This window comes from Kitasatospora sp. MAP5-34 (assembly GCF_029894335.1).
Classification (GTDB): domain Bacteria; phylum Actinomycetota; class Actinomycetes; order Streptomycetales; family Streptomycetaceae; genus Kitasatospora.
Genome location: NZ_JARXZC010000024.1, coordinates 54,502 through 77,330, shown reverse-complemented (window position 1 = coordinate 77,330; position 22,829 = coordinate 54,502). Strand labels below are relative to the sequence as shown.

The window sequence follows — 22,829 nt, the reverse complement described above, 5'->3', positions numbered from 1 at the left end:
ATGATCACTCCCAGCTCGTCGGGAGCGCCATCGTACGCAGCTCACGCCCCCGCGATGATCCACCCGATCAGGGCCGGCAGAGCCGTCGAGATCGGCTCGCGGATCAAATCGTCCTGCCGGGAAGCGCGAACGGTTTCCCGGGTGCCGCCCCCTGGCCGGGTGTTCTCCGTTACTGTGGGTGAGTGACCAGCGCCAATGCCCTGAAGACCTGGCTGACCACTCGTACTCCCGAGCAGCTGACCGAACTGCTGGAGCAGCGGCTGCTCCCCTACTCCGCCGGGCCCGGGCTCGACAGTGCCGCCCGGCTCGCCGAGCACCTGTTGAGCGCCAACTCGGTGCTGCTCGGGATGCGTTCGCTGGACCAGGCGGAGTTGCAGGTGCTCGCGGCGGTGGCCGTGCTGGCCGACCGGCTGCACGGGCCGGCCCGGGTGTCGGCGGCCCGGCCGGGGCCGGCGGGGTTCGCCGGGACCAATCTGGCGTCCCAGCCCGGCCTGTTCACCGTCCGGCCGCCGGAGCCGGCGGAACGCGCGGTGCCCCGGGCCGAGTTGCTCGCCGAGCTCGGCGAGCGGGCGCAGCCGGTACTGGAGCGGCTGGCCGAGCGGGCGTTGGTCCTGCCGCCGCACGGTGGGCAGTTGGCCGTACCGGCCGTGCTGCACCAGCAGACCGCCGAGCTGCAGGGGCTCGGCCGCCCGGTCGCGCTGCTGCTCTCCGACGCCTACAAGGCCGCCGAGATCCGCCGGATCGCGGACACCCTGGGCTTTCCGCCCGCCCGGACCAGGGAGGAGGCGCAGCAGTCGATCGTCGCCTTCCTCCAGGACGGTCCGGCCGTGCGCCGCCTGGTCGCCGACGCTCCGCCGGACGCGGTCGAGCTGCTGGACGCGCTCGTCCCCGGGCCGCCGCTGCTGCGCACCCACTGCTTCGTACCGGACACCGGCAGCTACTACGGTGCCAACAGCAAGTTCCACTTCCGGCAAGGGGGTTCGGGCGATCCGGGCACGGACTGGCTGGCGGCGCGCGGCCTGGTGATCCCGATCGGGGTCGATCTCGTCGAGCTGCCGTACGAGGCCGGGGCCGCGCTGCGCGACGCCGCCGAGGCGCTCCCGTTCGATCCGGAGCCGCCCGCCGTCGAGGCCGCCCGCCCGCTGCCGGACCGGGCCGCCGGTGAGGCCCAGGCCGCCGCCAGTTCGGCCGCCTCCCGGGTCGAACTGCTGCTCCGCGCCACCGCCGCCGATCCGCTCACCCTCCGCAAGGCGGGCGGTATCGCCGTCCGCGACACCCGTCGGCTGGCGAAGTCGATCGGTGCGAGCGAGCAGCAGACCCGGCTCTGGCTCGACCTCACCACCAACGCGGGCCTGCTCGCCCCGCACCGGGACACCCCGCCGCCCACCCGCAGCCGGAAGCCCGCCCCCGTGCCGCCCGCCCGGATGCTGCCGACCCCCCGGTACGACAGCTGGCTGGCCGCCCCGCCCGCCGACCGGCTGGTGCCGCTGATCGCGACCTGGGCGGTCACCCCGGAGGTGTTCAGCCACTGGCCGGAGGAGGAGGGGACGCCGGTCGCCCTGGTCACCCCGGAGAACCCGGACGCGGTGCCGCTGCGGCAGGCGCTGCTGGAGGTGCTCTCCCGGCTGCCCGCCGGGTACGGGCTGGGCGCGGCCGCGTCGCTGACCGACGACACGGTCGACGAGCTGATCGAAGCCGCCGCCTGGCACAGTCCGATGGGCCTGCAACTCGCGGACGATACAGCAGAGTTGACAACAGCCACGCTCACCGAGGCCGAGCTGCTGGGCGTGGTCGCGCACGGTTCGCTCACCCCGGTCGGGCACGCGGTGCTCGTGCTGCTGCGCGCGGGCGCGGACCGCTGGTTCCCCGCCGTGCCGGGCACCGGGCCCGACCTGGCGGAGTACCCGGCGCTCGCGAACGCCGTCGCCGGGCTGCGGACGGCGCTCGCCGAGCTGGTACCGGCGCCGCTGACCACCGCCCGCTTCCAGGCCGACCTCACCGTCGTCGTCCCCGGCTCCGCCACCCCCGAACTCACCGAGCTGCTCAGCTCGGTGGCGGACCGCGAGTCCGACGGACACGCCGTGGTCTGGCGGATCGGCGCGGCCTCCGTACGCCGCGCGCTGGACGGGGGCGCGGACGCGGGCGAGCTGCTGGAGCGGCTGGCCGAGGTGTCCGAGGGCGGGTTGCCGCTGCCGCAGACGCTGGAGTACCTACTCAAGGACACCGCCAGGACGCACGGGCGGATCCGGGTGGTGCGGTCCACCTGCTGCCTGCGGTCCGACGACGAGGCCCTGGTGCACGAACTCTCCAAGACCCGCTCCCTCGCCAAGATCGGCCTGCGCCGGATCGCCCCCACCGTCCTGATCAGCACCGCCTCCCCCGCCGACACCCTCGCCGCCCTCCGGCTGGCCGGCTACGCACCCGTCCTGGAGGCGGAGACCGGCACCACCGTGGTCGAACGCGCGGCGGACGAGCGCGCCGCCACCGACATGCCCGAACTCGCCGACGCCCGCCGCCACTACGGCCGGGGACCGGGCACGCCGGCGGCGCTGGCGGCAGCCGTGCTGCGGCAATGACCTGACGGCAACCACGACAGGGGCGCGGGGAACTGCGCGACCAGGGCACAACGTCCCTGCACGGTGCGCACGCAGTTCCCCGCGCCCCTGCTGTGGTTGCCCAGTGCGAAAACGGGATGCGCCTGTAAGGGCCACGCCGCAGACTGGCCGGGAATCCGAAACTCGAAGGAGTCCCGTGCAGGGTGCAGTCACCGTCTCGCCGTCCCAGGTCCCCGAGCTGCTGCTGGGCCTGGCCACCGTCAGGCCGGTGTTCCTGTGGGGCGCGCCCGGGATCGGGAAGTCCTCGCTGGTACGGGAGTTCGCCGACTCGCTCGGGCTGGAGTGCGTGAGCCTGATCGGGACGCAGCTCGCGCCCGAGGACCTGATCGGGGTCCCGCAGATCACCCCGGACGGGCGGTCCCGGTTCTGCCCACCGGAGTCGATCGCGCGGGACGAGCCGTACTGCCTGTTCCTGGACGAGCTCAACGCCGCGACGCCGGACGTGCAGAAGGCGTTCTACTCGCTGATCCTGGACCGCCGGATCGGCTCGTACGAGCTGCCGCCCGGCTCGATCGTGATCGGCGCGGGCAACCGGGCCACCGACGGCGCGCTGGCCCGTCCGATGGCATCCGCCCTGGTCAACCGGCTGGTCCACGTCCATCTGCGGGCCAGCGCCACCGACTGGCTGAGCTGGGCGGCGGGCAACGGCATCCACCCGTGGGTGGTCGACTACCTCACCGACCGGCCCGACCACCTGTGGTCCGCGCCGCCGAAGTCCGAGGAGCCGTTCTCCACCCCGCGCGCCTGGCACATGCTCTCCGACACGCTGCGCTCGTTCGGGCCGGCCCTGGACGAGCCGACGCTCAAGGTACTCACGTACGGGCTGCTCACCCCGCAGCACGCGGTGAGCTTCTGCGGGTACGCGAAGATCGTCCGCAACTCGTACGGGCTGGACGCGATCATCAAGGGCGACGCCCGCTGGCCGCACCGGCTGGAGGACCGCGACCTGCTCTACTACCTGGCCGACGCCTTCCGGGGGCGGCTGGTGAAGGAACTGCCCGCGCAGAAGGAGCAGGCCTCCAACTCGCTGCGCCAGACGGCCTTCCGGGCCAAGTCGCTGCTGGTGCAGCTGGCCGAGATCTCGGTCGAGGTCGCCCAGACCGTCATCGCCGACGGCTCGGACGGCAACCCGGTGCTGCCGTCCTGGTTCCTGATCGAGGCCGCCCGCGACATGCCCCGCCTGGTCGAGGCCCGCCGGTGAGGAAGCAGCAGCCGGCCAAGGACCATGCGGCGGAGGCGTTCACCGAGGGGCTCCAACTGCTGCGCCGCAACGCCGCGTTCACCTCCGTCAACGGCACCGTCTGCCGCAGCCCGACCTGTACGCGCTACCCGGTGGACGGCCTGGTCGCGGTCGACTCCAACGGCACCCTGCACGTCAACCCCAAGCGGCGGGCCGAACCGGCCGAGTGGGCCTGGGCGTTGGCGCACTGCCTGCTGCACCTGGGCTTCGGCCACCTGCCCGCCGTCCGGGGCTCGCGCCCGGCCCCGGACGCGTACGAGCTGGCCGCGCGCTGCACAGTGGTCAACCGCTTCCTGGCCACCTTCCCGATCGGCCGGGCCCCCTTCGAGCTGCCCGCCTCGTACCCGGCCGGGGACGAGGAGGAGCTCGCCGCCCGCTGGCGCCGTGACGGCCTGCCGCACGTCCCGAGCCTCGCCGGGCCCGAGCCCGACCAGCAGCTGATCCCCTGGAGCGCGCCCTACCGCGCCCCCGAGGACTGGACGGTGGCCTTCGCCGCCGCGCTCACCCGCACCATGTCCGCCGCCATGGACGTAGCCGGCGGCCGCCGCGACGAGCTCACCGGCCAGCGCACCCCCGAGCGCCCGTGGACCCGCGCACTCAACTGGTTCATCTCCTCCTACCCGCTGCTCGGCGGCCTCGCGGCCGGGATCACCCTGGTCGCCGACGCCGAACTCGCCCGCGCCCAGGGCATCGCCGTCGCCGCCGTGAACGCCGACGCGGGCGAGATCTACCTCAACCCGCTGCGCCACTACAGCGACGAGGAGTGGCGGTTCATCCTGGCCCACGAGATGCTGCACGCCGCCCTGCGCCACGGCGACCGCTGCGGCGCGCGCGACCCGTACCTGTTCAACGTCGCCGCCGACTACGTGATCAACGGCTGGCTGCTGGAGATGGGCGTCGGCGAGATGCCCGACGGGCTGCTGCACGACCCCGCCCTCAAGGGCCTCTCCGCCGAGGAGGTCTACGACCGGATCGTCCGCGACGAGCGCCGCATCCGCCGCCTCGCCACCCTGGCTGGCAAGGGCAGGCCGGACGTGCTCGGCGAGCCGCTCGGCCGCCGGCGCGACTACGTCGACCTGGACGACTTCTACCGGCGCGGCCTCCAGCAGGGCTTCGAGCTGCACCAGCGCGAACGCGGCCTGATCCCGGCCGGGTTGGTCGAGGAGATCCGCGCGCTCGCCCACCCGCCACTGCCCTGGGATGCCCAACTGGCCCGCTGGTTCGACGAGTTCGTCCCGTCCCCGCAGCCCGTACGGAGCTACTCCCGCGCGTCCCGTCGGCAGGCCGCGACACCCGAGATCCCGCGCGCCGGGCGGTACTTCCCGCCCGAGGAGGTGGCCCGCTGCACCTTCGGCGTCGTCCTGGACACCTCCGGCTCGATGAGCCGGACGCTGCTCGGCAAGTCGCTCGGCGCGATCGCCTCGTACGCCGCCGCGCGGGACGTCACGGCGGCCCGGGTGGTGTTCTGCGACGCCGCCCCGCACGACGCGGGCTTCCTCCCGACGGACGAGATCGCCGGGCGGGTCCAGGTGCGGGGGCGCGGCGGGACGGTCCTGCAGCCCGGGATCGACCTGCTGGAGCGCGCCGAGGACTTCCCGCCGGGCGCCCCGATCCTGCTGATCACCGATGGCGAGTGCGACGTCCTACGGGTACGGCGCGAGCACGCCTACCTCGTCCCGCCGGGCGCCGCACTGCCGTTCACCCCGCGCGGGCCGGTCTTCCGCGTGCGGTGAGGCTCCGCCAATGGGCCGGACGCCGCAGGGCGGCCACCCCGGATGGGGTGACCGCCCTGCGGATCAGGAGCTGACCGTCAGCTGTAGTAGCCGACCAGGTCGACGATCAGGTGGGTGGCGCCCCAGCTCCCGTTGTAGAAGCTGACCGTGGTCCCGGCCGGGACCGTCACCAGGTTCGCGACCGTCTGACCCGGCGCCCAGTTCAGGTTGGAGGCCGTCGGCCGCGCCTGTCCGTTCGCCTGCCAGACCGTGAGCCAGCCCCCGGCCTGCGGCTGGGTGACCGTCACGTTGAGCACGACGGCCTTCGCTGCGGCCATCGGGCCGTAGTAGTCGAAGGTCAGGGTGCTCTGCTGGTTCCCGCCCAGGGCCGCGCCGGGGGCGGCGGCACCGACGCCCGAGCGGGTGTCCATCACCCGGTGCGGCAGCGCGCTGTGGAACTTCGCACCGGTCGGGCTCGCGGAGAAGTACCCGAAGACGTCGGCCACCAGGTGCGTGGAGCCCCAGGCACTGCCGTTGTACAGGTTGACGTTGCCGTCCGCCCCGACCGGCACGATGACCAGGTTGGGGACGGTCTGGCCGGCCGTCCAGTTCAGGTTGGAGGAGGTCGGACGGGTGGTGCCCGACGGGTAGACCGTCAGGTAACCGTTCGCGGTGGGCTCGGTGACGGTGACGTTCAGGATCACCGCGCTGACTCCGGTGGCGGGCACGCCCGCCTGACCGGCGATCGGCAGCGAGACCTCGCTCTGCGGGGCGACCGGGTCCTTGCCGGTCCGGCCCACGGCCTGGCGGGTGTCGAGCACCCGGGTCGGGCCGGCGGCGGTGTACGTCGCACCGGTCGGGTCGCTGGTGTAGTAGCCGAACAGGTCCGCGACGAGGTCGGTGGAGCCGGGGCCGCCGTTGTACAGGTCCACCTTGCCGTCCGCCCCGACCGGGACGGTGACGAGGTTGGGGACGGTCTGACCGGCCGTCCAGTTCATGTTGGAGGCGGTCGGGCGGGTGCCACCGGACGGGTAGACCGTCAGGAAGCCGCCCGAGGTGGGCCTGGCCACCGTGACGTTCAGGACGACGGCCGTCACCTTGCCACTCGGCACGCCCGCCTGGCCGAGGATGTTCAGCGGGAGCGAGGTGTGCGAGGCGACCTGGCCGGCGGGAGCGCCGACGTTCGTGGCCGGCCGGGTGTCCAGCAGCCGGGTCGGACCGGCCGGGACGAACGTACCGGCCGCGCTCTGCGGCACGGCGTTGCACAGGACGGTCGCCACGATGTAGCCGTTGGGCGTCCCGAGGCCGGTGGCCAGGTCGTAGCCCTGGCCCGCCTGGTAGTTCCCGCCGGTGTACCCGGAGGCCGTCAGGTCGTTGTTGCCGACGGTGATGTCGCGCAGCCCGGCGCTGTGCGCCAGCTGCGAGTACAGCGCGTGGTTGATCTGGCCGACCGGGCCGTTGGCCGCGCAGTACACCGAGGCGTCGGCCACGGCGAGCACCGCTGCCCAGGCCGGCGCGGCACCGCTGGTGCCACCGATCGTGCCCCAGTACTCGTTGCCGTTCTCGACGCCGACCGCGACCAGGTAGCCGTGGGTGGGGTCGGCCAGGGCCGACACGTCGGGCACCTGGCGGCAGGCCTGACCGGCGGCCGCATGGCACGGGGTACCGCTGTACCCGGCGCCGGTGACCCCGGCCTGGAAGCCGGTGGCGCTGTCGAGCGACCAGACCTGCGAAACGCCGCCGCCGCTGGCGCCGGCGCCCCTGTTCCAGACCGACTCGGCGGGGTTGACGTAGCCGGTCATGGACGTGCCGCCGACGGCCGTGACGTACGGCTGGCTGGCCGGGTCCTCCGTGGAGAGCCGGGTGTCGGCCGCCTTGCCGGGCCGGTAGCAGTCGGTGGAGCCGCTGTCACCGGAGGATGCCACGACGCTCTGGCCCTGGGCCGCGGCCTGCATGAAGATCGTGTTCTCGGCGTTCAGCGTGGCGGTGTTGCCGAGCATCGCCGACTCGCAGATGCCCCAGCTGCTGGAGATCACCTGCGCGCGGTTGTCGGTGACGATCTGCCGGTAGGTGTCGAGGACGGCGGCGTCGCTCGCGTTGGCCGCGTCCGGGCCCTGGTAGACCAGCACGTTCGCACCCGGCGCCATGCCGACGACGGTCTCGATGTCGAGAGCGGTCTCCGAGCCGACGCCCGTGCGGAAGTTCGCGGGAGTGGTCGGACCGCCGTCGATCTTGATCCGGGAGACCTGGGAGTGCGTGCCGTAGCAGTTCTGGAAGGCCGAGATGGCGGCGTCCGAGTACTCCTCCAGCTCGAACACGGCGACGGTCGTGCCGGCCGCGCCATCGGGCAGCCCGCTGCTGTCGAGGCCGTACACGGCGCCCAGCGCACCGGTGCTGTAGTAGTCCTGCGCGTCGGTGCGGTGCAGCGAGTTGGCCTGCCAGTCACGGATCCGGCCGCACAACTGCGGGTAGGCGCCGGTGAAGTGCGGCTGCGTCAGCCCCGGGCTCGCGCCGGGGGCCGCACTGGGCTGGTCGTTGCCGGCCAGGTGCGAGTGGACGCGGGCCAGGTTGTCGAGACCGATCAGCCCGGTGACCGCACCGGCCATACCGGCCGGCAGCAGGGGCGCGGAGGTGTTCGCGTACGCGGTGTCACCGTTCGCCAGCCGGTAGCCGGCGAAGCCGGTGTGCAGGGCGCGCCCCGCCTCGGCGGTGGTGGTGCTGACGGGGATGGTCAGACCGTCGGCCTCGACCGGGCCGGGGTGCAGACCGGCGTCTGTCAGCGCCTTGCTCACTGCGGCGACGGTCGACTTGGACGCACCGAACCGCTGGGCGAACTGACCGGTCTTCAGGTACTGGTGATACTGCGGGGAGTGCGGGGTGGACACTGCGGCAACGAAGCTCTGCAGCGCGCCCGGGTCGTTCGGCGACAGCGTCACGCTGAGCTTCAGCGGCGTCCCGGCCGCCGGCTCGGCGGTCCGGACGGCACCGGCCGGCGCGACGGGCGCACTGCCGATCCGCTGGGGCGCCACCGTCGCGGCGGCCTGGTCAACAGCGGTCTGGTCGGCGGCGGCGACGCCCGGCACCAGCAGCCCGGCTATCAGGGCCGCCGTGGTGCCTCCGGCCAGACGGCGCCAGTGCCGCCCGGCGGGTCTCGGTCTGATCATCCGTGATCTCTCCTCCGTGCACGGAAAAGGTGACGTCGCTGTGGCGACGCCACCGTGGCGGCGGAGTCCGGTCGGTCGGGAATTCATGGAAGTTCGCTGAAGAATGGTCAGCCACATCGGGCATGCACGTGCGCACCGGCACCGCGCCGAACCTGCAACCCCCGGGCCCCGGACAACTGCCCCGCCTGCGAAGAGTTATATCAGCCCGCGAACCAGTGGTCGATCAGATATTCGATCCAGCGGGCCTGGGCCACCATCAGGGGCGCGGGGAACCGCGCGAAACCGGAAGGCAACAGCCCGCAGCCTCCGCTTCGCACTGCTCCCCGCCCTCCGGGGGAACGCCGCAGGGCGGCCACCCCTTTCGGGGTGACCGCCCTGCGGTTCAAGCAAGGACTACTTAGCCGGTGTAGGGGCCGTAGTCGTAGTCGTCCAGCGGGACGGCCTGGCCGGAGCCGGTGCCGAAGGGCGACAGGTCGTAGTCGTCGTAGCCGACGGCCGAGTACATCGCGGCCTTGGCCTCCTCCGTCGGCTCGACCCGGATGTTGCGGTAGCGGGGCAGACCCGTACCGGCCGGGATGAGCTTACCGAGGATGACGTTCTCCTTGAGGCCAAGGAGCGGGTCCGACTTGGCGTGGATCGCCGCGTCGGTGAGCACTCGGGTCGTCTCCTGGAAGGAGGCGGCCGACAGCCAGGACTCGGTCGCCAGCGAGGCCTTGGTGATACCCATCAGCTGCGGACGGCCGGAGGCGGGGTGACCGCCCTCGGAGACCACGCGACGGTTCTCGGTCTCGAAGCGGCCGCGCTCGACGAGCTCGCCCGGGAGCAGCTCGGCGTCGCCCGACTCGATGATCGTCACGCGGCGGAGCATCTGCCGGATGATGATCTCGATGTGCTTGTCGTGGATCGACACGCCCTGCGAGTTGTAGACCTTCTGGACTTCGGCGACCAGGTGGATCTGGACCGCACGCTGGCCCATGATCCGCAGGACGTCGTGCGGGTTCATCGTGCCGGCGGTCAGCTTCTGGCCGACCGCGACCGCCTCGCCCTCGCTGACCAGCAGCTTGATGCGCTTCGAGACCGGGTAGGCGATCTCGTCGGTGCCGTCGTCCGGCGTGACGACGACCTTGCGGGTCTTCTCGGTGTCCTCGATGCGGACCCGGCCCTGCGCCTCGGAGACCGGGGCCACACCCTTGGGGGTACGGGCCTCGAAGAGCTCCACGACACGGGGCAGACCCTGCGTGATGTCGTCACCCGCCACACCACCGGTGTGGAAGGTACGCATGGTCAGCTGGGTACCGGGCTCACCGATGGACTGGGCGGCGATGATGCCGACCGCCTCACCGATGTCGACCAGCTTGCCGGTGGCCAGCGAACGGCCGTAGCAGAAGGCACAGGTGCCGACCGCCGACTCACAGGTCAGGATCGAGCGGGTCTTGACCTCGGCGATGCCGTGGCGGATCAGCTCGTCGATCAGCACGTCACCGAGGTCGGTGTTGGCGGTGGCAAGGAGCTTGCCGTCCACCGTGATGTCCTCGGCGAGCATGCGGGCGTAGACGCTGGTCTCGACGTCGTCCGTCTTGCGCAGGACGCCGTTCTCGACCGTGCCGATCGCCAGCTTGAGGCCGCGCTCGGTACCACAGTCCTCCTCGCGAATGATGACGTCCTGGGAGACGTCGACCAGACGACGGGTGAGGTAGCCGGAGTCCGCGGTACGAAGCGCGGTGTCGGCCAGACCCTTACGGGCACCGTGGGTGGAGATGAAGTACTCGAGGACGGTGAGGCCCTCACGGAACGACGCCTTGATGGGACGGGCGATCGTCTCGTTCTTCGCGTTCGACACCAGACCACGCATACCGGCGATCTGACGCATCTGCATCATGTTTCCTCGAGCACCGGAGTCCACCATCATGAAGATGGGGTTGGTCTTCTCGAAGTTGGCGTTCATCGCCTCGGCGACCTCGTTGGTCGCCCGGGTCCAGATGCCGATGAGCTCCTGCTTGCGCTCGTCGTTGGTGATCAGACCGCGCTCGTACTGCTTCTGGATCTTCTCGGCCTGCGCTTCGTAACCCTCGAGGATCTGGGCCTTCTGCGGCGGGACGACGACGTCCGAGATCGAGACGGTGACACCCGAGCGGGTGGCCCAGTGGAAACCGGCCGCCTTCAGGTTGTCCAGGGTCGCCGCGACGACGACCTTGGGGTAGCGCTCCGCCAGGTCGTTGACGATCGCGGAGAGCTGCTTCTTGCCCACCTCGTAGTCGACGAACGGGTAGTCCTCGGGCAGCAGCTCGTTGAAGAGCGCGCGGCCCAGAGTGGTGGTGAGCCGGAAGGGCTCGCCCTCGAACCAGCTCGACTGGCCCTCCTCGTCGACCGGCGGGGTCCAGCCACGGGGCGGGACGGTGCCGATCGGCAGGCGGATGTCGATGACGGCCTGGACGTCCAGCTGCTTCGCATCGAAGGCCATGACGGCCTCGGCGGTCGAGGTGAACGAGCGGCCGCCGCCCTTGACGTTGTCACGGTCCGAGGTCAGGAAGAACAGACCGAGCACCATGTCCTGGGTCGGCATGGTGACGGGGCGACCGTCGGCCGGCTTCAGGATGTTGTTCGAGGACAGCATCAGGATGCGGGCCTCGGCCTGCGCCTCCGCGGAGAGCGGCAGGTGGACGGCCATCTGGTCACCGTCGAAGTCCGCGTTGAACGCGGTGCAGACGAGCGGGTGGATCTGGATGGCCTTGCCCTCGACCAGCTGGGGCTCGAAGGCCTGGATGCCGAGGCGGTGCAGGGTGGGTGCACGGTTGAGCAGCACCGGGTGCTCGGCGATGACCTCTTCGAGGACGTCCCAGACGACCGGGCGGGCGCGCTCGACCATGCGCTTGGCCGACTTGATGTTCTGCGCGTGGTTCAGGTCGACCAGGCGCTTCATCACGAACGGCTTGAAGAGCTCCAGCGCCATGGCCTTCGGCAGACCGCACTGGTGCAGCTTGAGCTGCGGGCCGACGACGATGACCGAACGGGCCGAGTAGTCGACTCGCTTGCCGAGCAGGTTCTGACGGAAACGACCCTGCTTGCCCTTGAGCATGTCGGACAGCGACTTCAGCGGACGGTTGCCGGGGCCCGTGACCGGGCGACCACGACGGCCGTTGTCGAAGAGCGCGTCGACGGCCTCCTGAAGCATGCGCTTCTCGTTGTTCACGATGATCTCGGGGGCACCGAGGTCGAGGAGGCGCTTCAGCCGGTTGTTGCGGTTGATCACGCGGCGGTACAGGTCGTTCAGGTCGGAGGTCGCGAAGCGGCCACCGTCCAGCTGCACCATCGGGCGAAGGTCCGGCGGGATGACCGGGACGCAGTCCAGCACCATGCCGTTGGGCTTGTTGGTGGTCTGCAGGAAGGCGGAGACGACCTTGAGGCGCTTCAGCGCACGGGTCTTCTTCTGGCCCTTGCCGCTGCGGATGATCTCGCGCAGCCGCTCGGACTCCTCGGCCAGGTCGAACGTCTCCAGGCGGTCCTTGAGCGCCGCGGCGCCCATCGAGCCGGAGAAGTACGTGCCGAAGCGGTCGCGCAGCTCGCGGTAGAGCAGCTCGTCGCCCTCGAGGTCCTGGACCTTGAGGTTCTTGAAGCGGGCCCAGACCTCGTCCAGACGGTCCAGCTCGCGCTGCGCACGGTCGCGCAGCTGCTTCATCTCACGCTCGGCACCCTCGCGCACCTTGCGGCGCACGTCGGCCTTGGCGCCCTCGGCCTCGAGCTCGGCGAGGTCGGTCTCGGCCTTCTTGGCGCGGTTCTCCAGGTCGGAGTCGCGACGGTTCTCGATCTGCTGACGCTCGACCGAGACGTGCGCCTCCAGGGACGGGAGGTCGCGCTGGCGACGCTCGTCGTCCACCCAGGTGATCATGTAGGCGGCGAAGTAGATAACCTTCTCGAGGTCCTTGGGGGCAAGGTCCAGAAGGTAACCGAGACGCGACGGCACACCCTTGAAGTACCAGATGTGGGTGACAGGCGCGGCCAGCTCGATGTGGCCCATCCGCTCACGACGCACCTTGGCGCGAGTGACCTCGACGCCACAGCGCTCGCAGATGATGCCCTTGAAGCGGACACGCTTGTACTTGCCGCAGTAGCACTCCCAGTCCCGGGTCGGACCGAAGATCTTCTCGCAGAAGAGCCCGTCCTTTTCCGGCTTCAGGGTGCGGTAGTTGATGGTCTCCGGCTTCTTGACCTCGCCGTGGGACCACTGGCGGATGTCGTCGGCGGTCGCGAGGCCGATGCGGAGCTCGTCGAAGAAGTTGACGTCAAGCACTGGTCGTCAAGCCCTCTTTCGTAAGTCGAAAGGTGTTCATCTGGTCTGAGGGGGCCTGGGGGCGGGCCGGCTGCACCTTGGGGCAGCCGGCCCAACCTCCGTCAGACCTCTTCGACGCTGCTCGGCTCGCGCCGGGACAGGTCAATGCCGAGCTCCTCGGCCGCGCGGAACACGTCCTCGTCCGAGTCCCGCATCTCGATGGACGAGCCGTCCGAGGACAGCACCTCCACGTTGAGGCAGAGCGACTGCATTTCCTTGATGAGGACCTTGAAGGACTCAGGAATGCCGGGCTCGGGGATGTTCTCGCCCTTGACGATCGCCTCGTAGACCTTCACGCGGCCCAGGACGTCGTCGGACTTGATGGTGAGCAGCTCCTGCAGGGCGTAGGCAGCGCCGTACGCCTCGAGGGCCCACACCTCCATCTCACCGAATCGCTGACCACCGAACTGCGCCTTACCACCGAGCGGCTGCTGGGTGATCATCGAGTACGGACCGGTCGAACGGGCGTGCAGCTTGTCGTCGACCAGGTGGTGCAGCTTGAGGATGTACATGTAGCCGACCGAGACCGGCATCGGGAACGGCTCGCCGGAGCGGCCGTCGTACAGCCGGGCCTTGCCGGTGGAGTTCACCAGGCGCTCACCGTCACGGGTGAGGGTGGTGTGGTCCAGCAGGCCGGTGATCTCGTCCTCGCGGGCGCCGTCGAAGACCGGGGTGGCGAGGTTGGTGCCACCCTCGACCGTGTCGGCGCCGATGACCTGCAGGCGCTTGGCCCACTCGTCGGCGAGACCGGAGACGTCCCAGCCCTGCTTGGCGAGCCACCCGAGGTGGATCTCCAGGACCTGTCCCGGGTTCATTCGGGACGGGACACCGAGCGGGTTCAGGATGATGTCGACCGGGGTGCCGTCCTCGAGGAACGGCATGTCCTCCACAGGGAGGATCTTGGAGATGACACCCTTGTTGCCGTGACGGCCGGCCAGCTTGTCACCGTTGGTGATCTTGCGCTTCTGGGCCACGTAGACCCGGACCAGCTGGTTGACGCCCGGCGGCAGCTCGTCGCCCTCTTCGCGGTCGAAGACGCGGACGCCGATGATCTTGCCGGACTCACCGTGCGGCACCTTCAGCGAGGTGTCGCGGACCTCACGGGCCTTCTCACCGAAGATGGCGCGCAGCAGGCGCTCCTCCGGGGTCAGCTCGGTCTCACCCTTGGGCGTGACCTTGCCGACCAGGATGTCACCGGTGGTGACATCGGCGCCGATCCGGATGATGCCGCGCTCGTCGAGGTCCGCGAGGACCTCCTCGGAGACGTTCGGGATGTCCCGAGTGATCTCCTCCGGGCCCAGCTTGGTGTCACGGGCGTCGACCTCGTGCTCCTCGATGTGGATCGAGGAGAGGACGTCGTCCTGCACGAGGCGCTGCGACAGGATGATCGCGTCCTCGTAGTTGTGACCCTCCCAGGACATGAACGCCACGAGCAGGTTCTTGCCCAGCGCCATCTCGCCCGCGTCGGTGCAGGGGCCGTCGGCGAGGACCTGGTGGACCTCGACCCGGGCGCCCTCGTCGACGAGGACCTTCTGGTTGAAGGCGGTGCCCTGGTTGGAGCGGGTGAACTTGGCGGCGCGGTACGTGGTGTACGTGCCGTCGTCGTTCGCCACGGTGACGTAGTCGGCAGAGACCTCCTGCACGACACCGGCCTTCTCGGCCACGATCACGTCGGCGGCGTCGACCGCACAGCGGTACTCCATGCCGGTGCCGACCAGCGGGGCCTCGCTCTTCAGCAGCGGCACCGCCTGACGCATCATGTTCGAGCCCATGAGCGCGCGGTTGGCGTCGTCGTGCTCGAGGAACGGGATCATGGCGGTCGCGACCGACACCATCTGGCGCGGCGAGACGTCCATGTAGTCGATCTCGGAGCCCGGGATGTAGTCGATCTCGCCGCCACGGCGGCGGACGAGGACACGGGGCTCGGCGAAGTGGAGGTCGTCCGTCAGCGGGGCGTTGGCCTGCGCGATGACGAAGCGGTCCTCCTCGTCGGCCGTCAGGTAGTCGACCTGCTCGGTGACGATGCCGTCGATGACCTTGCGGTACGGGGTCTCGATGAAGCCGAAGGCGTTCACCCGGCCGTACGAGGCCAGCGAGCCGATCAGACCGATGTTCGGGCCTTCAGGGGTCTCGATGGGGCACATGCGGCCGTAGTGCGACGGGTGAACGTCACGGACCTCGAAGCCGGCGCGCTCACGGGACAGACCACCCGGGCCCAGCGCGGACAGACGACGCTTGTGGGTCAGCCCCGACAGCGGGTTCGTCTGGTCCATGAACTGGGACAGCTGGCTGGTGCCGAAGAACTCCTTGATGGAGGCGACGACCGGCCGGATGTTGATCAGGGTCTGCGGCGTGATCGCCTCGACGTCCTGGGTCGTCATGCGCTCGCGCACGACGCGCTCCATACGGGCGAGACCCGTACGGACCTGGTTCTGGATCAGCTCGCCGACGTTGCGCAGGCGACGGTTGCCGAAGTGGTCGATGTCATCGACCTCGACGACGATGTCGCGCTGCTCGTCACGCCACTCGGTCTCGCCCGCGTGCAGCTTCACCAGGTACTTGATCGCACCGATGATGTCGGGCTCGGTGAGGACGCCGGAGTCCAGCGACTCGCCGTTGCCCAGCTTGCGGTTGACCTTGTAACGGCCGACCTTGGCGAGGTCGTAGCGCTTCGGGTTGAAGTAGAGGTTCTCCAACAGCGTCTGCGCGGCCTCGCGGGTCGGCGGCTCGCCAGGGCGCAGCTTGCGGTAGATGTCCAGGAGCGCGTCGTCCTGGCCCTGGGTGTGGTCCTTCTCCAGGGTGGCGCGCATCGACTCGTACTCGCCGAACTCCTCGAGAATCATCTCGTTGGTCCAGCCGAGGGCCTTGAGGAGCACGGTGACCGACTGCTTGCGCTTGCGGTCGATGCGGACACCGACCATGTCGCGCTTGTCGATCTCCATCTCCAGCCAGGCACCACGCGAGGGGATGACCTTGCAGGAGAAGATGTCCTTGTCGGACACCTTGTCGAGGGAGGAGTCGAAGTAGACGCCCGGGGAACGGACCAGCTGCGAGACGACGACACGCTCGGTGCCGTTGATCACGAACGTGCCCTTGTGGGTCATGAGCGGGAAATCGCCCATGAAGACCGTCTGAGACTTGATCTCACCGGTCTCGTTGTTGGTGAACTCGGCGGTGACGAAGAGCGGAGCCGCGAACGTGAAGTCGCGGTCCTTGCACTCGTCAATGGAGTTCTTCGGCGGCTCGAAACGGTGGTCGCGGAAAGTCAGTGACATCGACCCACTGAAGTCCTCGATCGGGGAGATCTCTTCGAAGATCTCCTCCAGACCGGACTTGGTGGGGACGTCCTGACCACTGTCCAACGCCGCCTCGACCCGGGACTTCCAGGCCGCATTGCCGAGCAGCCAGTCAAAGCTCTCGGTCTGCAGGGCCAGGAGGTTCGGGACCTCGAGGGGCTCCTTGATCTTCGCGAAGGAGACGCGAAGCGGGGCGGTGGATGCGGCGGGTGTGTTCGAGGCGTTGCGCGGCGCGGCCAAGAGGGGGGTCCTTCCGAGGGCTCGGAGCTCACTACGCGCGTACCGGCCGGGCCTGTCAGGGCTTGGAGCCGCCTCCGGCGCCGTTGGTCCCGGCCGGGAAGATCTCCCAGGTCAGAACCGCAGTGCGGAGGCGAAGCCAGACCCCATCAGGGCAACGCAAACTCCGGGCGACGAGTCACGGAGCAGCTAACAGGCAGCGCAAAGGGACAGTGTAGCCAAAAGGCACACTGCTGACAAGTCCTGATTCGGAGACCGAATCGGACACTCCCTCCGGTAGCCACCCGGCCGGCCCGGCCCCCCGGAAGGAGCCCTGCCGCAGGGTGGTCCCTGCCCTCGTACAACCATCGGCCCGGGGACTCCCGGGCCGCCGCACCTCACGAGGAGTCACTTCCCGCCGGGGCCACTGAATATGCATCCAGAGCCGCTCCAACTGGCAGTGCACTCCACACAGGGGCGCGCGCTTTGAGAATCGCGCCCTCGGTGCAGTTCGTCAAGGCCCTCCCCTGGGGGAAGGACCTCGGCCTGCTCATCGCTGCGGACCCCCCGGGCGTTACAGAACCCGTGGTGGGAGCCACTCCCGATGACAGCGATCACCATACCTGGCACCGCCGACAGTGGCCGAGTGCACAATCGGCCAGACTGGCGGAATCCGGGGCCGGCGCCTGGACGCGGGTACGAAAAAGGCCGGGCCGACCACCCGCAGGGGTGATCGGCCCGGCCCACGTGCCCCCTCAGAGGGGGCACTGAGTCACTTGACGGTGACCTTGGCGCCAGCGGCCTCGAGGGCAGCCTTGGCCTTCTCGGCAACGTCCTTGGCAACCTTCTCCAGGACAACGGCGGGGGTGCCGTCGACGAGGTCCTTCGCCTCCTTCAGGCCGAGGGAGGTGAGGGCGCGCACCTCCTTGATGACCTGGATCTTCTTGTCGCCGGCGCCGTCGAGCACGACGTCGAACTCGTCCTGCTCCTCAGCGACCTCGACCGCGGCGGCGGGGCCGGCCGGGCCGGCGGCGACGGCGACGGCGGCGGTGACGTCGAACTTCTCCTCGAAGGCCTTCACGAACTCAGAGAGCTCGATGAGGGTCATCTCCTCGAACTGCGCGAGCAGGTCGTCCTGGGACAGCTTCGCCATGATGGCGTCCTTCCAATAATCGGCAGGTGGTGCCGGATGTACGGATTGGCGGGCGTACGGGCCCGCAGCGAGGCGTTAGCCTGCCGACATGCCCCCGGAGGGGCATGTTGGTACTACTCGGCGGCGGCGTCCTCGGCGGCGGGAGCCGGCGTACCGGCACCGCCCTGCTCGACCTTGTCGCGAAGCGCGTCCACCGTGCGGACGAGCTTCGAGGGCAGGGCCTGGAAGACCGCGGCAGCCTGCGAGGGCTTGGCCTTCAGGGCGCCTGCCAGCTTGGCGAGCAGCACCTCGCGGGACTCGAGGTCCGCGAGCTTCTTGATCTCATCGGCGGTCAGTGCCTTACCGTCAAGGACACCGCCCTTGATGATGAGAGCGGGGTTCTCCTTGGCGAAGTCACGCAGAGCCTTCGCCGACTCCACCGGGTCACCGGTGACGAAGGCAACCGCCGTCGGACCCGCGAACAGGTCGTCCAGCGTGTCGATCCCGGCCTCGTTGGCCGCAATCTTGGTCAGCGTGTTCTTCACCACGGCGTAATCGGCGTTCTCGCCGAGCGAGCGGCGGAGCGTCTTGAGCTGCTTCACCGTCAGACCGCGGTACTCGGTCAGCACGGCCGCGTTCGAGGAACGGAACTTGTCCGTCATCTCCGCGACAGCAGCAGCCTTGTCAGGCCTTGCCATAGGCTTACGCCTCCTTCCGTGATGTCGAAGTCGGGCCGACCGCGAGTGTCGACCATTCCCACCTCGGACGCGCTGAGCGAAGGAAGCCCCTGCAGAAACAGTGAGAGCCCTCGTGCGCAGGCGCACGGGGCTCTAGGTGACCTCGACAGTCGCGCGGCAAGCCGCACGGACCGGAAGTCCAAGCTCCAAACACTCCTGCGCGGGCCGTCTGCGGCAATTCGCAGATCCTTCGGCTGCACCGACCCCTTACGGGCTCGGAACAACAACCAGCGGTCTTTGGCAGTGTTAACCGTACTCGACCCCGGGCGAATCGGCCAAATCCGCCGGGCGATCCGGTCGGTCTACGGGACGAAGGGCGGCAGCGCCTGGGTCCCGGCATCGAGCGTGTCGGTGTCGGCCGGGGCCTGCACCGAGAGCAGGCCGGCGAACTCGCTGTACCGGACGGTGTCGTCCAACCGGGCCGTGGCACCCGTCCCCGTCCTCGTCCCCGTACGGCGGAACTGGACCAGCTGGTCCTTGTCGTTCAGCCAGAGGTCGAGCGTCAGCTCCGTCAGCCCGCCCTGGCCGAGGGACGCCCGCAGCGCGTCCCGCCGGGCGACGGTGAGCTGGGTCTGCGCCGCGACGTAGGCGTCGACGCCGGTGACCACCCGGTAGTGCTGGACGGCGGTGTCACCGAGCTTCTCCTCCCCCAGCAGCTCCGGGGAGTCGGCGGCGGCCGCCGCGGTCACGGCCACCACGGGGTTGAGCCGGTCGACCAGCCCGGAGTAGGGGATGTCCCCGCCGGGCACCGCTCCGTAGCGCTCCCAGTGCCGGCCGCCCAGGCGCGCCGCCGTGGCCTGGTCGCCGCCCAGGTACGCGGTGGTGTCCAGCACCAGCAGCTGGTCGAGCGCGCCGGAGCGCTGGAGCTGGAGCACGGTCTTGGGCGCCCAGAAGAGCATCCCCGTCCCGCTGTCCGCCCCCAGCAGGTAACTGAACTTGGCCCGCCGGGCGGTGTGCATCGCGAGCTGGGCCGAGAGCAGCACCCCGTGCGGCGACCGGTCCGTCGGAGTCGCGAGCGGCGAGGGCGAGGTGACGGACGCCGTCGGCGAGGGCTGCGGGCTGCCACCGGAGGTGCCGGAGCCACCCGAGCCGCCGGAGCACCCGGTCACCCCGGCCAGCAGCAGGGCAGCACCCAGCACCGCGACCACTGACCGCCGCCGTACCGTCATCGCTTCCTCCTGCCGCCGTCCCCGCGCCTTACGCCCCCACACCATGCCATGCCACCCCTACGCACCGGACAGTCGCCCGGACGGAGAACGACGGCGGGCCCGTACCCCCGGTCAAGGGGGTACGGGCCCGCCGTACGAGATGAACTGCCCACCGGGCTCACGCCCGGGACGCGGCTACCCACTCAGAGCACGGAGGCTCAGAGGGCGGCCGGGTCCTCCTCGACGAGGAGGTTGCGGGTGCGGTTCGGGTCGACCGGAACGCCGGGGCCGATCGTGGTGGAGACCGCGGTCTTCTTGATGTAGCGGCCCTTGGCGGCGGACGGCTTGGCCCGGAGGACCTCGTCCAGCGCGGCGGCGTAGTTCTCGACCAGCTGCTCGTCGGTGAAGGAGGCCTTACCGATGATGAAGTGCAGGTTCGAGTGCTTGTCGACGCGGAACTCGATCTTGCCGCCCTTGATCTCGTTCACGGCCTTGGCCACGTCCGGGGTCACGGTGCCGGTCTTCGGGTTCGGCATCAGGCCACGGGGACCGAGCACGCGGCCGAGGCGGCCGACCTTGCCCATGAGGTCCGGGGTGGCGACGACGGCGTCGAAGTCGAGGCGGCCCTTGGCAACCTCGTCGATGAGCTCGTCCGAGCCGACGATGTCGGCGCCCGCAGCACGCGCGGCCTCGGCACGCTCGCCGGTCGCGAAGACCAGGACCCGAGCGGTCTTACCGGTGCCGTGCGGAAGGATCACGGTGCTGCGGACCATCTGGTCGGCCTTGCGCGGGTCGACGCCCAGACGCATGGCGACCTCGACGGTGCCGTCGAACTTGGAGGTGGAGGTCTCCTTCGCGAGGCGGATGGCCTCGAGGGGAGCGTAGAGACGGCTGCGGTCGACCTTGACGTCCGCGGCCTTCAGAGCCTTGCTGCGCTTCACTGCTTCTCCTGAAGGTGAATGGAGGAGTCGTGGTGTTGACGGGCCGCGCTGGGCCCTACCACGGTGGGACTTGGGGGCTGTCAGCCCTCGACGGTGATGCCCATCGACCGGGCGGTGCCGGCGATGATCTTCGCCGCGGCGTCCAGGTCGTTGGCGTTCAGGTCGGGGAGCTTGACCGAGGCGATCTCACGGACCTGGGCGCTGCTGAGCTTGGCGACCTTGGTCTTGTGGGGCTCGGCAGAGCCCTTCTCCACGCCCGCGGCCTTCAGGATGAGGCGCGCGGCCGGCGGCGTCTTCGTGATGAAGGTGAAGGAACGGTCGTCGTAGACCGTGATCTCCACCGGCACGATCATGCCGCGCTGCGACTCGGTCGCAGCGTTGTAGGCCTTGCAGAACTCCATGATGTTGACACCGTGCTGACCGAGCGCGGGGCCGACCGGCGGGGCGGGGTTGGCCGCGCCAGCCTTGATCTGGAGCTTGATAAGCCCAGTGATCTTCTTCTTCTTGGGAGGCATTTCTCTCCGGGTCCTTCTGAGAGGTGACAGTCGATGTGCGTACGGCCGGGGCGACACCCGGCCGGAACTACACACATCGAACCAGGCTAACGCGGATGCGCCGCTGGACCAAAACGAGTGGGGCGAGGCCCGAAGACCTCGCCCCGACCCGGTGGCTTTGGTTAGTTCTTCTGGATCTGGTCGAAGGACAGCTCGACCGGGGTCTCGCGGCCGAAGATCTCGACCAGGCCCTTGACCTTCTTCGAGTCCGGGTTGATCTCGTTGATGGTCGCCTGCAGGGTGGCGAACGGACCGTCGGTGACGGTGACGGAGTCGCCGACCTCGAAGTCCAGCACCTGGACCTCGACCGGCTTGCCGGAGGAAGGCCGGCCGGCCTCCTTGGCCGCCTGGCGCTCCACGTCGGGGGCGAGCATCTTGACGACCTCGTCCAGCGTCAGCGGGTACGGGTCGTACGCGTTGCCGACGAAGCCGGTGACACCCGGGGTGTTGCGGACGACGCCCCAGGACTCGGCGTCCAGGTCGATCCGGACCAGGACGTAGCCGGGGAGCTTGTTCTGGCGGATCGTCTTGCGGTCGCCGTTCTTGATCTGGACGACCTCCTCCTGCGGCACCTCGGCCTGGAAGATGCGGTCCTCGACGTTGAGGGAGACGGCGCGCTGCTCCAGGTTCTGCTTCACCCGGTTCTCGTAGCCGGCGTAGGTGTGGATCACGTACCACTCGCCCGGCGCGGTGCGCAGCTTCTCGCGGAACTCGGCGACCGGGTCGACCTCGACCTCTTCGGCTTCTTCGGCCTCGGTCTCGGCGGCGGCCTCGGCGCTCTCCTCGTCGGCCTCTTCGACCTCGTCGGTCGCGTCGGTCACGAAAGCCTCGTCGGCCTCGTCCTCGGCCGGCTCGTCGTCCTCGGTGACCTCGTGCACGGCGGCCTCCTCGGCCGGTACGCCCGCCTCGGCCTCGTCCGCAGCCTCGACCTCGTCCGCGTCGGCGTCCGGCGCGTCGAGGATCTGCTCCGCAGCCTCGGCGTCAGCAGCCTCAGCCGCGTCCAGCTCGGCGGCGACATCCGCCTCGCGGACGGTCTCGTCGGCGTCGTACAGGGGGGACTCAGACACGGTGGCTGCTTCTTTCCTGGGATGTGGAGATGGAACGACTCCGGGCCACCCAACGCCCTCACGGGCACGCGCGGAAACGACTCGGATGACTACAACAGTACCGAGTCAACGGTAGCGGGCTCATCCGGACCGCGCAGACAGCTCGACCCGGGCTGCGCTGCCAGCGTTCTGGCAACGGCCCGGGTCGGGGTGGTGCTGTGCTCAGGGGCGGGTCAGCCGAAGATCCACAGAGCGAGCTTGGAGAAGCCGAAGTCGAGGCTGGCGACGACCGCCATGACGACGACGACGAACACCACGACGACACTCGTGTACTGCAGCAGCTCGTTGCGCGTCGGCCAGACGACCTTGCGCAGCTCCGCGATGATCTGGCGGTAGAACAGTGCGGCCCGAGCGAAGATGCTCTTCCTGGCGCGCCTGCCGGCCTTCTTGTCCCCGTCGCCGCCGGCAGACCTGTTGGCCCGCTTGCGGTCGCGACGCGAGAGCGCCTTCTCCTCGCCGTCGACTGGCGTGACTTCGTCGGCCACGCCGTCGGCACCCTCGGGGTTGCCGCTCTCAGGCGTTGCGGTGGAGCCCGTGGTCTCCGTCACTCGTCCTCACCTGAATCCGGGTCCTGCCGAGCGTCGCTTGTGCGCCTGTTCGGAGCACGAGCGATCCGGCGAAAGCAGTGCTATTGGGGCCCT

The 22,829-nt window shown here is 69.8% G+C and carries 13 protein-coding genes; 3 read left to right on the top strand and 10 right to left on the bottom strand.

The window, feature by feature from the left end; genetic code table 11:
- Nucleotides 1–182: 182 nt before the first annotated feature.
- From P3T29_RS20235 to P3T29_RS20225, 3 genes are all read left to right on the top strand, one after another.
- Entirely contained in the window at nt 183–2,576 is a 2,394-nt protein-coding gene (locus P3T29_RS20235; protein WP_280717931.1) for a helicase-associated domain-containing protein, read from the top strand.
- A gap of 175 nt (nt 2,577–2,751) precedes the next feature.
- Entirely contained in the window at nt 2,752–3,816 is a 1,065-nt protein-coding gene (locus tag P3T29_RS20230) for a MoxR family ATPase (protein WP_280717930.1), read from the top strand.
- The gene (locus tag P3T29_RS20225) at nt 3,813–5,588 is read left to right on the top strand and encodes a hypothetical protein (RefSeq protein WP_280717929.1); all 1,776 of its coding nucleotides are present in this window, start codon (nt 3,813–3,815) and stop codon (nt 5,586–5,588) included. The genes P3T29_RS20230 and P3T29_RS20225 overlap by 4 nt, the downstream gene beginning before the upstream one ends.
- Before the next feature lie 77 nt (nt 5,589–5,665).
- On the opposite strand, the gene P3T29_RS20220 is transcribed toward P3T29_RS20225, so the two are convergent.
- The 10 genes from P3T29_RS20220 to secE all read right to left on the bottom strand — a co-directional run bounded on the left by P3T29_RS20220 (nt 5,666) and on the right by secE (nt 22,736).
- Nucleotides 5,666–8,731 (bottom strand): S53 family peptidase, encoded by a 3,066-nt coding sequence (locus P3T29_RS20220; protein WP_280717928.1) that lies wholly within the window; start codon nt 8,729–8,731, stop codon nt 5,666–5,668.
- A 397-nt stretch (nt 8,732–9,128) separates the two neighbouring features.
- Nucleotides 9,129–13,019, bottom strand: coding sequence for a DNA-directed RNA polymerase subunit beta' (locus P3T29_RS20215; protein WP_280717927.1), 3,891 nt, complete (start codon nt 13,017–13,019; stop codon nt 9,129–9,131).
- A gap of 101 nt (nt 13,020–13,120) precedes the next feature.
- Nucleotides 13,121–16,594 carry a DNA-directed RNA polymerase subunit beta gene (gene rpoB, locus P3T29_RS20210; RefSeq protein WP_280717925.1) on the bottom strand — a complete coding sequence of 1,158 codons (3,474 nt, stop codon included), beginning with the start codon at nt 16,592–16,594 and terminating at the stop codon, nt 13,121–13,123.
- Nucleotides 16,595–17,342: 748 nt separating this feature from the next.
- Entirely contained in the window at nt 17,343–17,723 is a 381-nt protein-coding gene (rplL, locus tag P3T29_RS20205) for a 50S ribosomal protein L7/L12 (RefSeq protein ID WP_280717924.1), read from the bottom strand.
- A 113-nt stretch (nt 17,724–17,836) separates the two neighbouring features.
- Nucleotides 17,837–18,400 carry a 50S ribosomal protein L10 gene (gene rplJ, locus P3T29_RS20200; protein ID WP_280717923.1) on the bottom strand — a complete coding sequence of 188 codons (564 nt, stop codon included), beginning with the start codon at nt 18,398–18,400 and terminating at the stop codon, nt 17,837–17,839.
- Nucleotides 18,401–18,741: 341 nt separating this feature from the next.
- Nucleotides 18,742–19,608: a hypothetical protein gene (locus P3T29_RS20195; protein WP_280717922.1), complete on the bottom strand. Its 867-nt coding sequence runs from the start codon at nt 19,606–19,608 to the stop codon at nt 18,742–18,744.
- Between the two features lie 197 nt (nt 19,609–19,805).
- Nucleotides 19,806–20,528, bottom strand: a complete 723-nt coding sequence (gene rplA / locus P3T29_RS20190) for a 50S ribosomal protein L1 (protein ID WP_280717921.1) — start codon at nt 20,526–20,528, stop codon at nt 19,806–19,808.
- Nucleotides 20,529–20,608: 80 nt separating this feature from the next.
- Nucleotides 20,609–21,043 (bottom strand): 50S ribosomal protein L11, encoded by a 435-nt coding sequence (gene rplK, locus P3T29_RS20185; protein WP_280717920.1) that lies wholly within the window; start codon nt 21,041–21,043, stop codon nt 20,609–20,611.
- A 161-nt stretch (nt 21,044–21,204) separates the two neighbouring features.
- On the bottom strand, nt 21,205–22,044 hold the full coding sequence (gene nusG, locus P3T29_RS20180) for a transcription termination/antitermination protein NusG (protein ID WP_280717964.1): 840 nt from the start codon (nt 22,042–22,044) through the stop codon (nt 21,205–21,207).
- Nucleotides 22,045–22,361: 317 nt separating this feature from the next.
- Nucleotides 22,362–22,736, bottom strand: a complete 375-nt coding sequence (secE, locus tag P3T29_RS20175) for a preprotein translocase subunit SecE (RefSeq protein WP_280717919.1) — start codon at nt 22,734–22,736, stop codon at nt 22,362–22,364.
- Nucleotides 22,737–22,829: the final 93 nt, after the last annotated feature.

Coding starts and splice junctions, on each gene's coding strand:
- P3T29_RS20220 (WP_280717928.1), bottom strand. CDS start 8,731: ATGATCAGACCGAGACCCGCCGGGCGGCACTGGCGCCGTCTGGCCGGA.
- rplL (WP_280717924.1), bottom strand. CDS start 17,723: ATGGCGAAGCTGTCCCAGGACGACCTGCTCGCGCAGTTCGAGGAGATG.
- rplK (WP_280717920.1), bottom strand. CDS start 21,043: ATGCCTCCCAAGAAGAAGAAGATCACTGGGCTTATCAAGCTCCAGATC.
- P3T29_RS20195 (WP_280717922.1), bottom strand. CDS start 19,608: ATGACGGTACGGCGGCGGTCAGTGGTCGCGGTGCTGGGTGCTGCCCTG.
- rplJ (WP_280717923.1), bottom strand. CDS start 18,400: ATGGCAAGGCCTGACAAGGCTGCTGCTGTCGCGGAGATGACGGACAAG.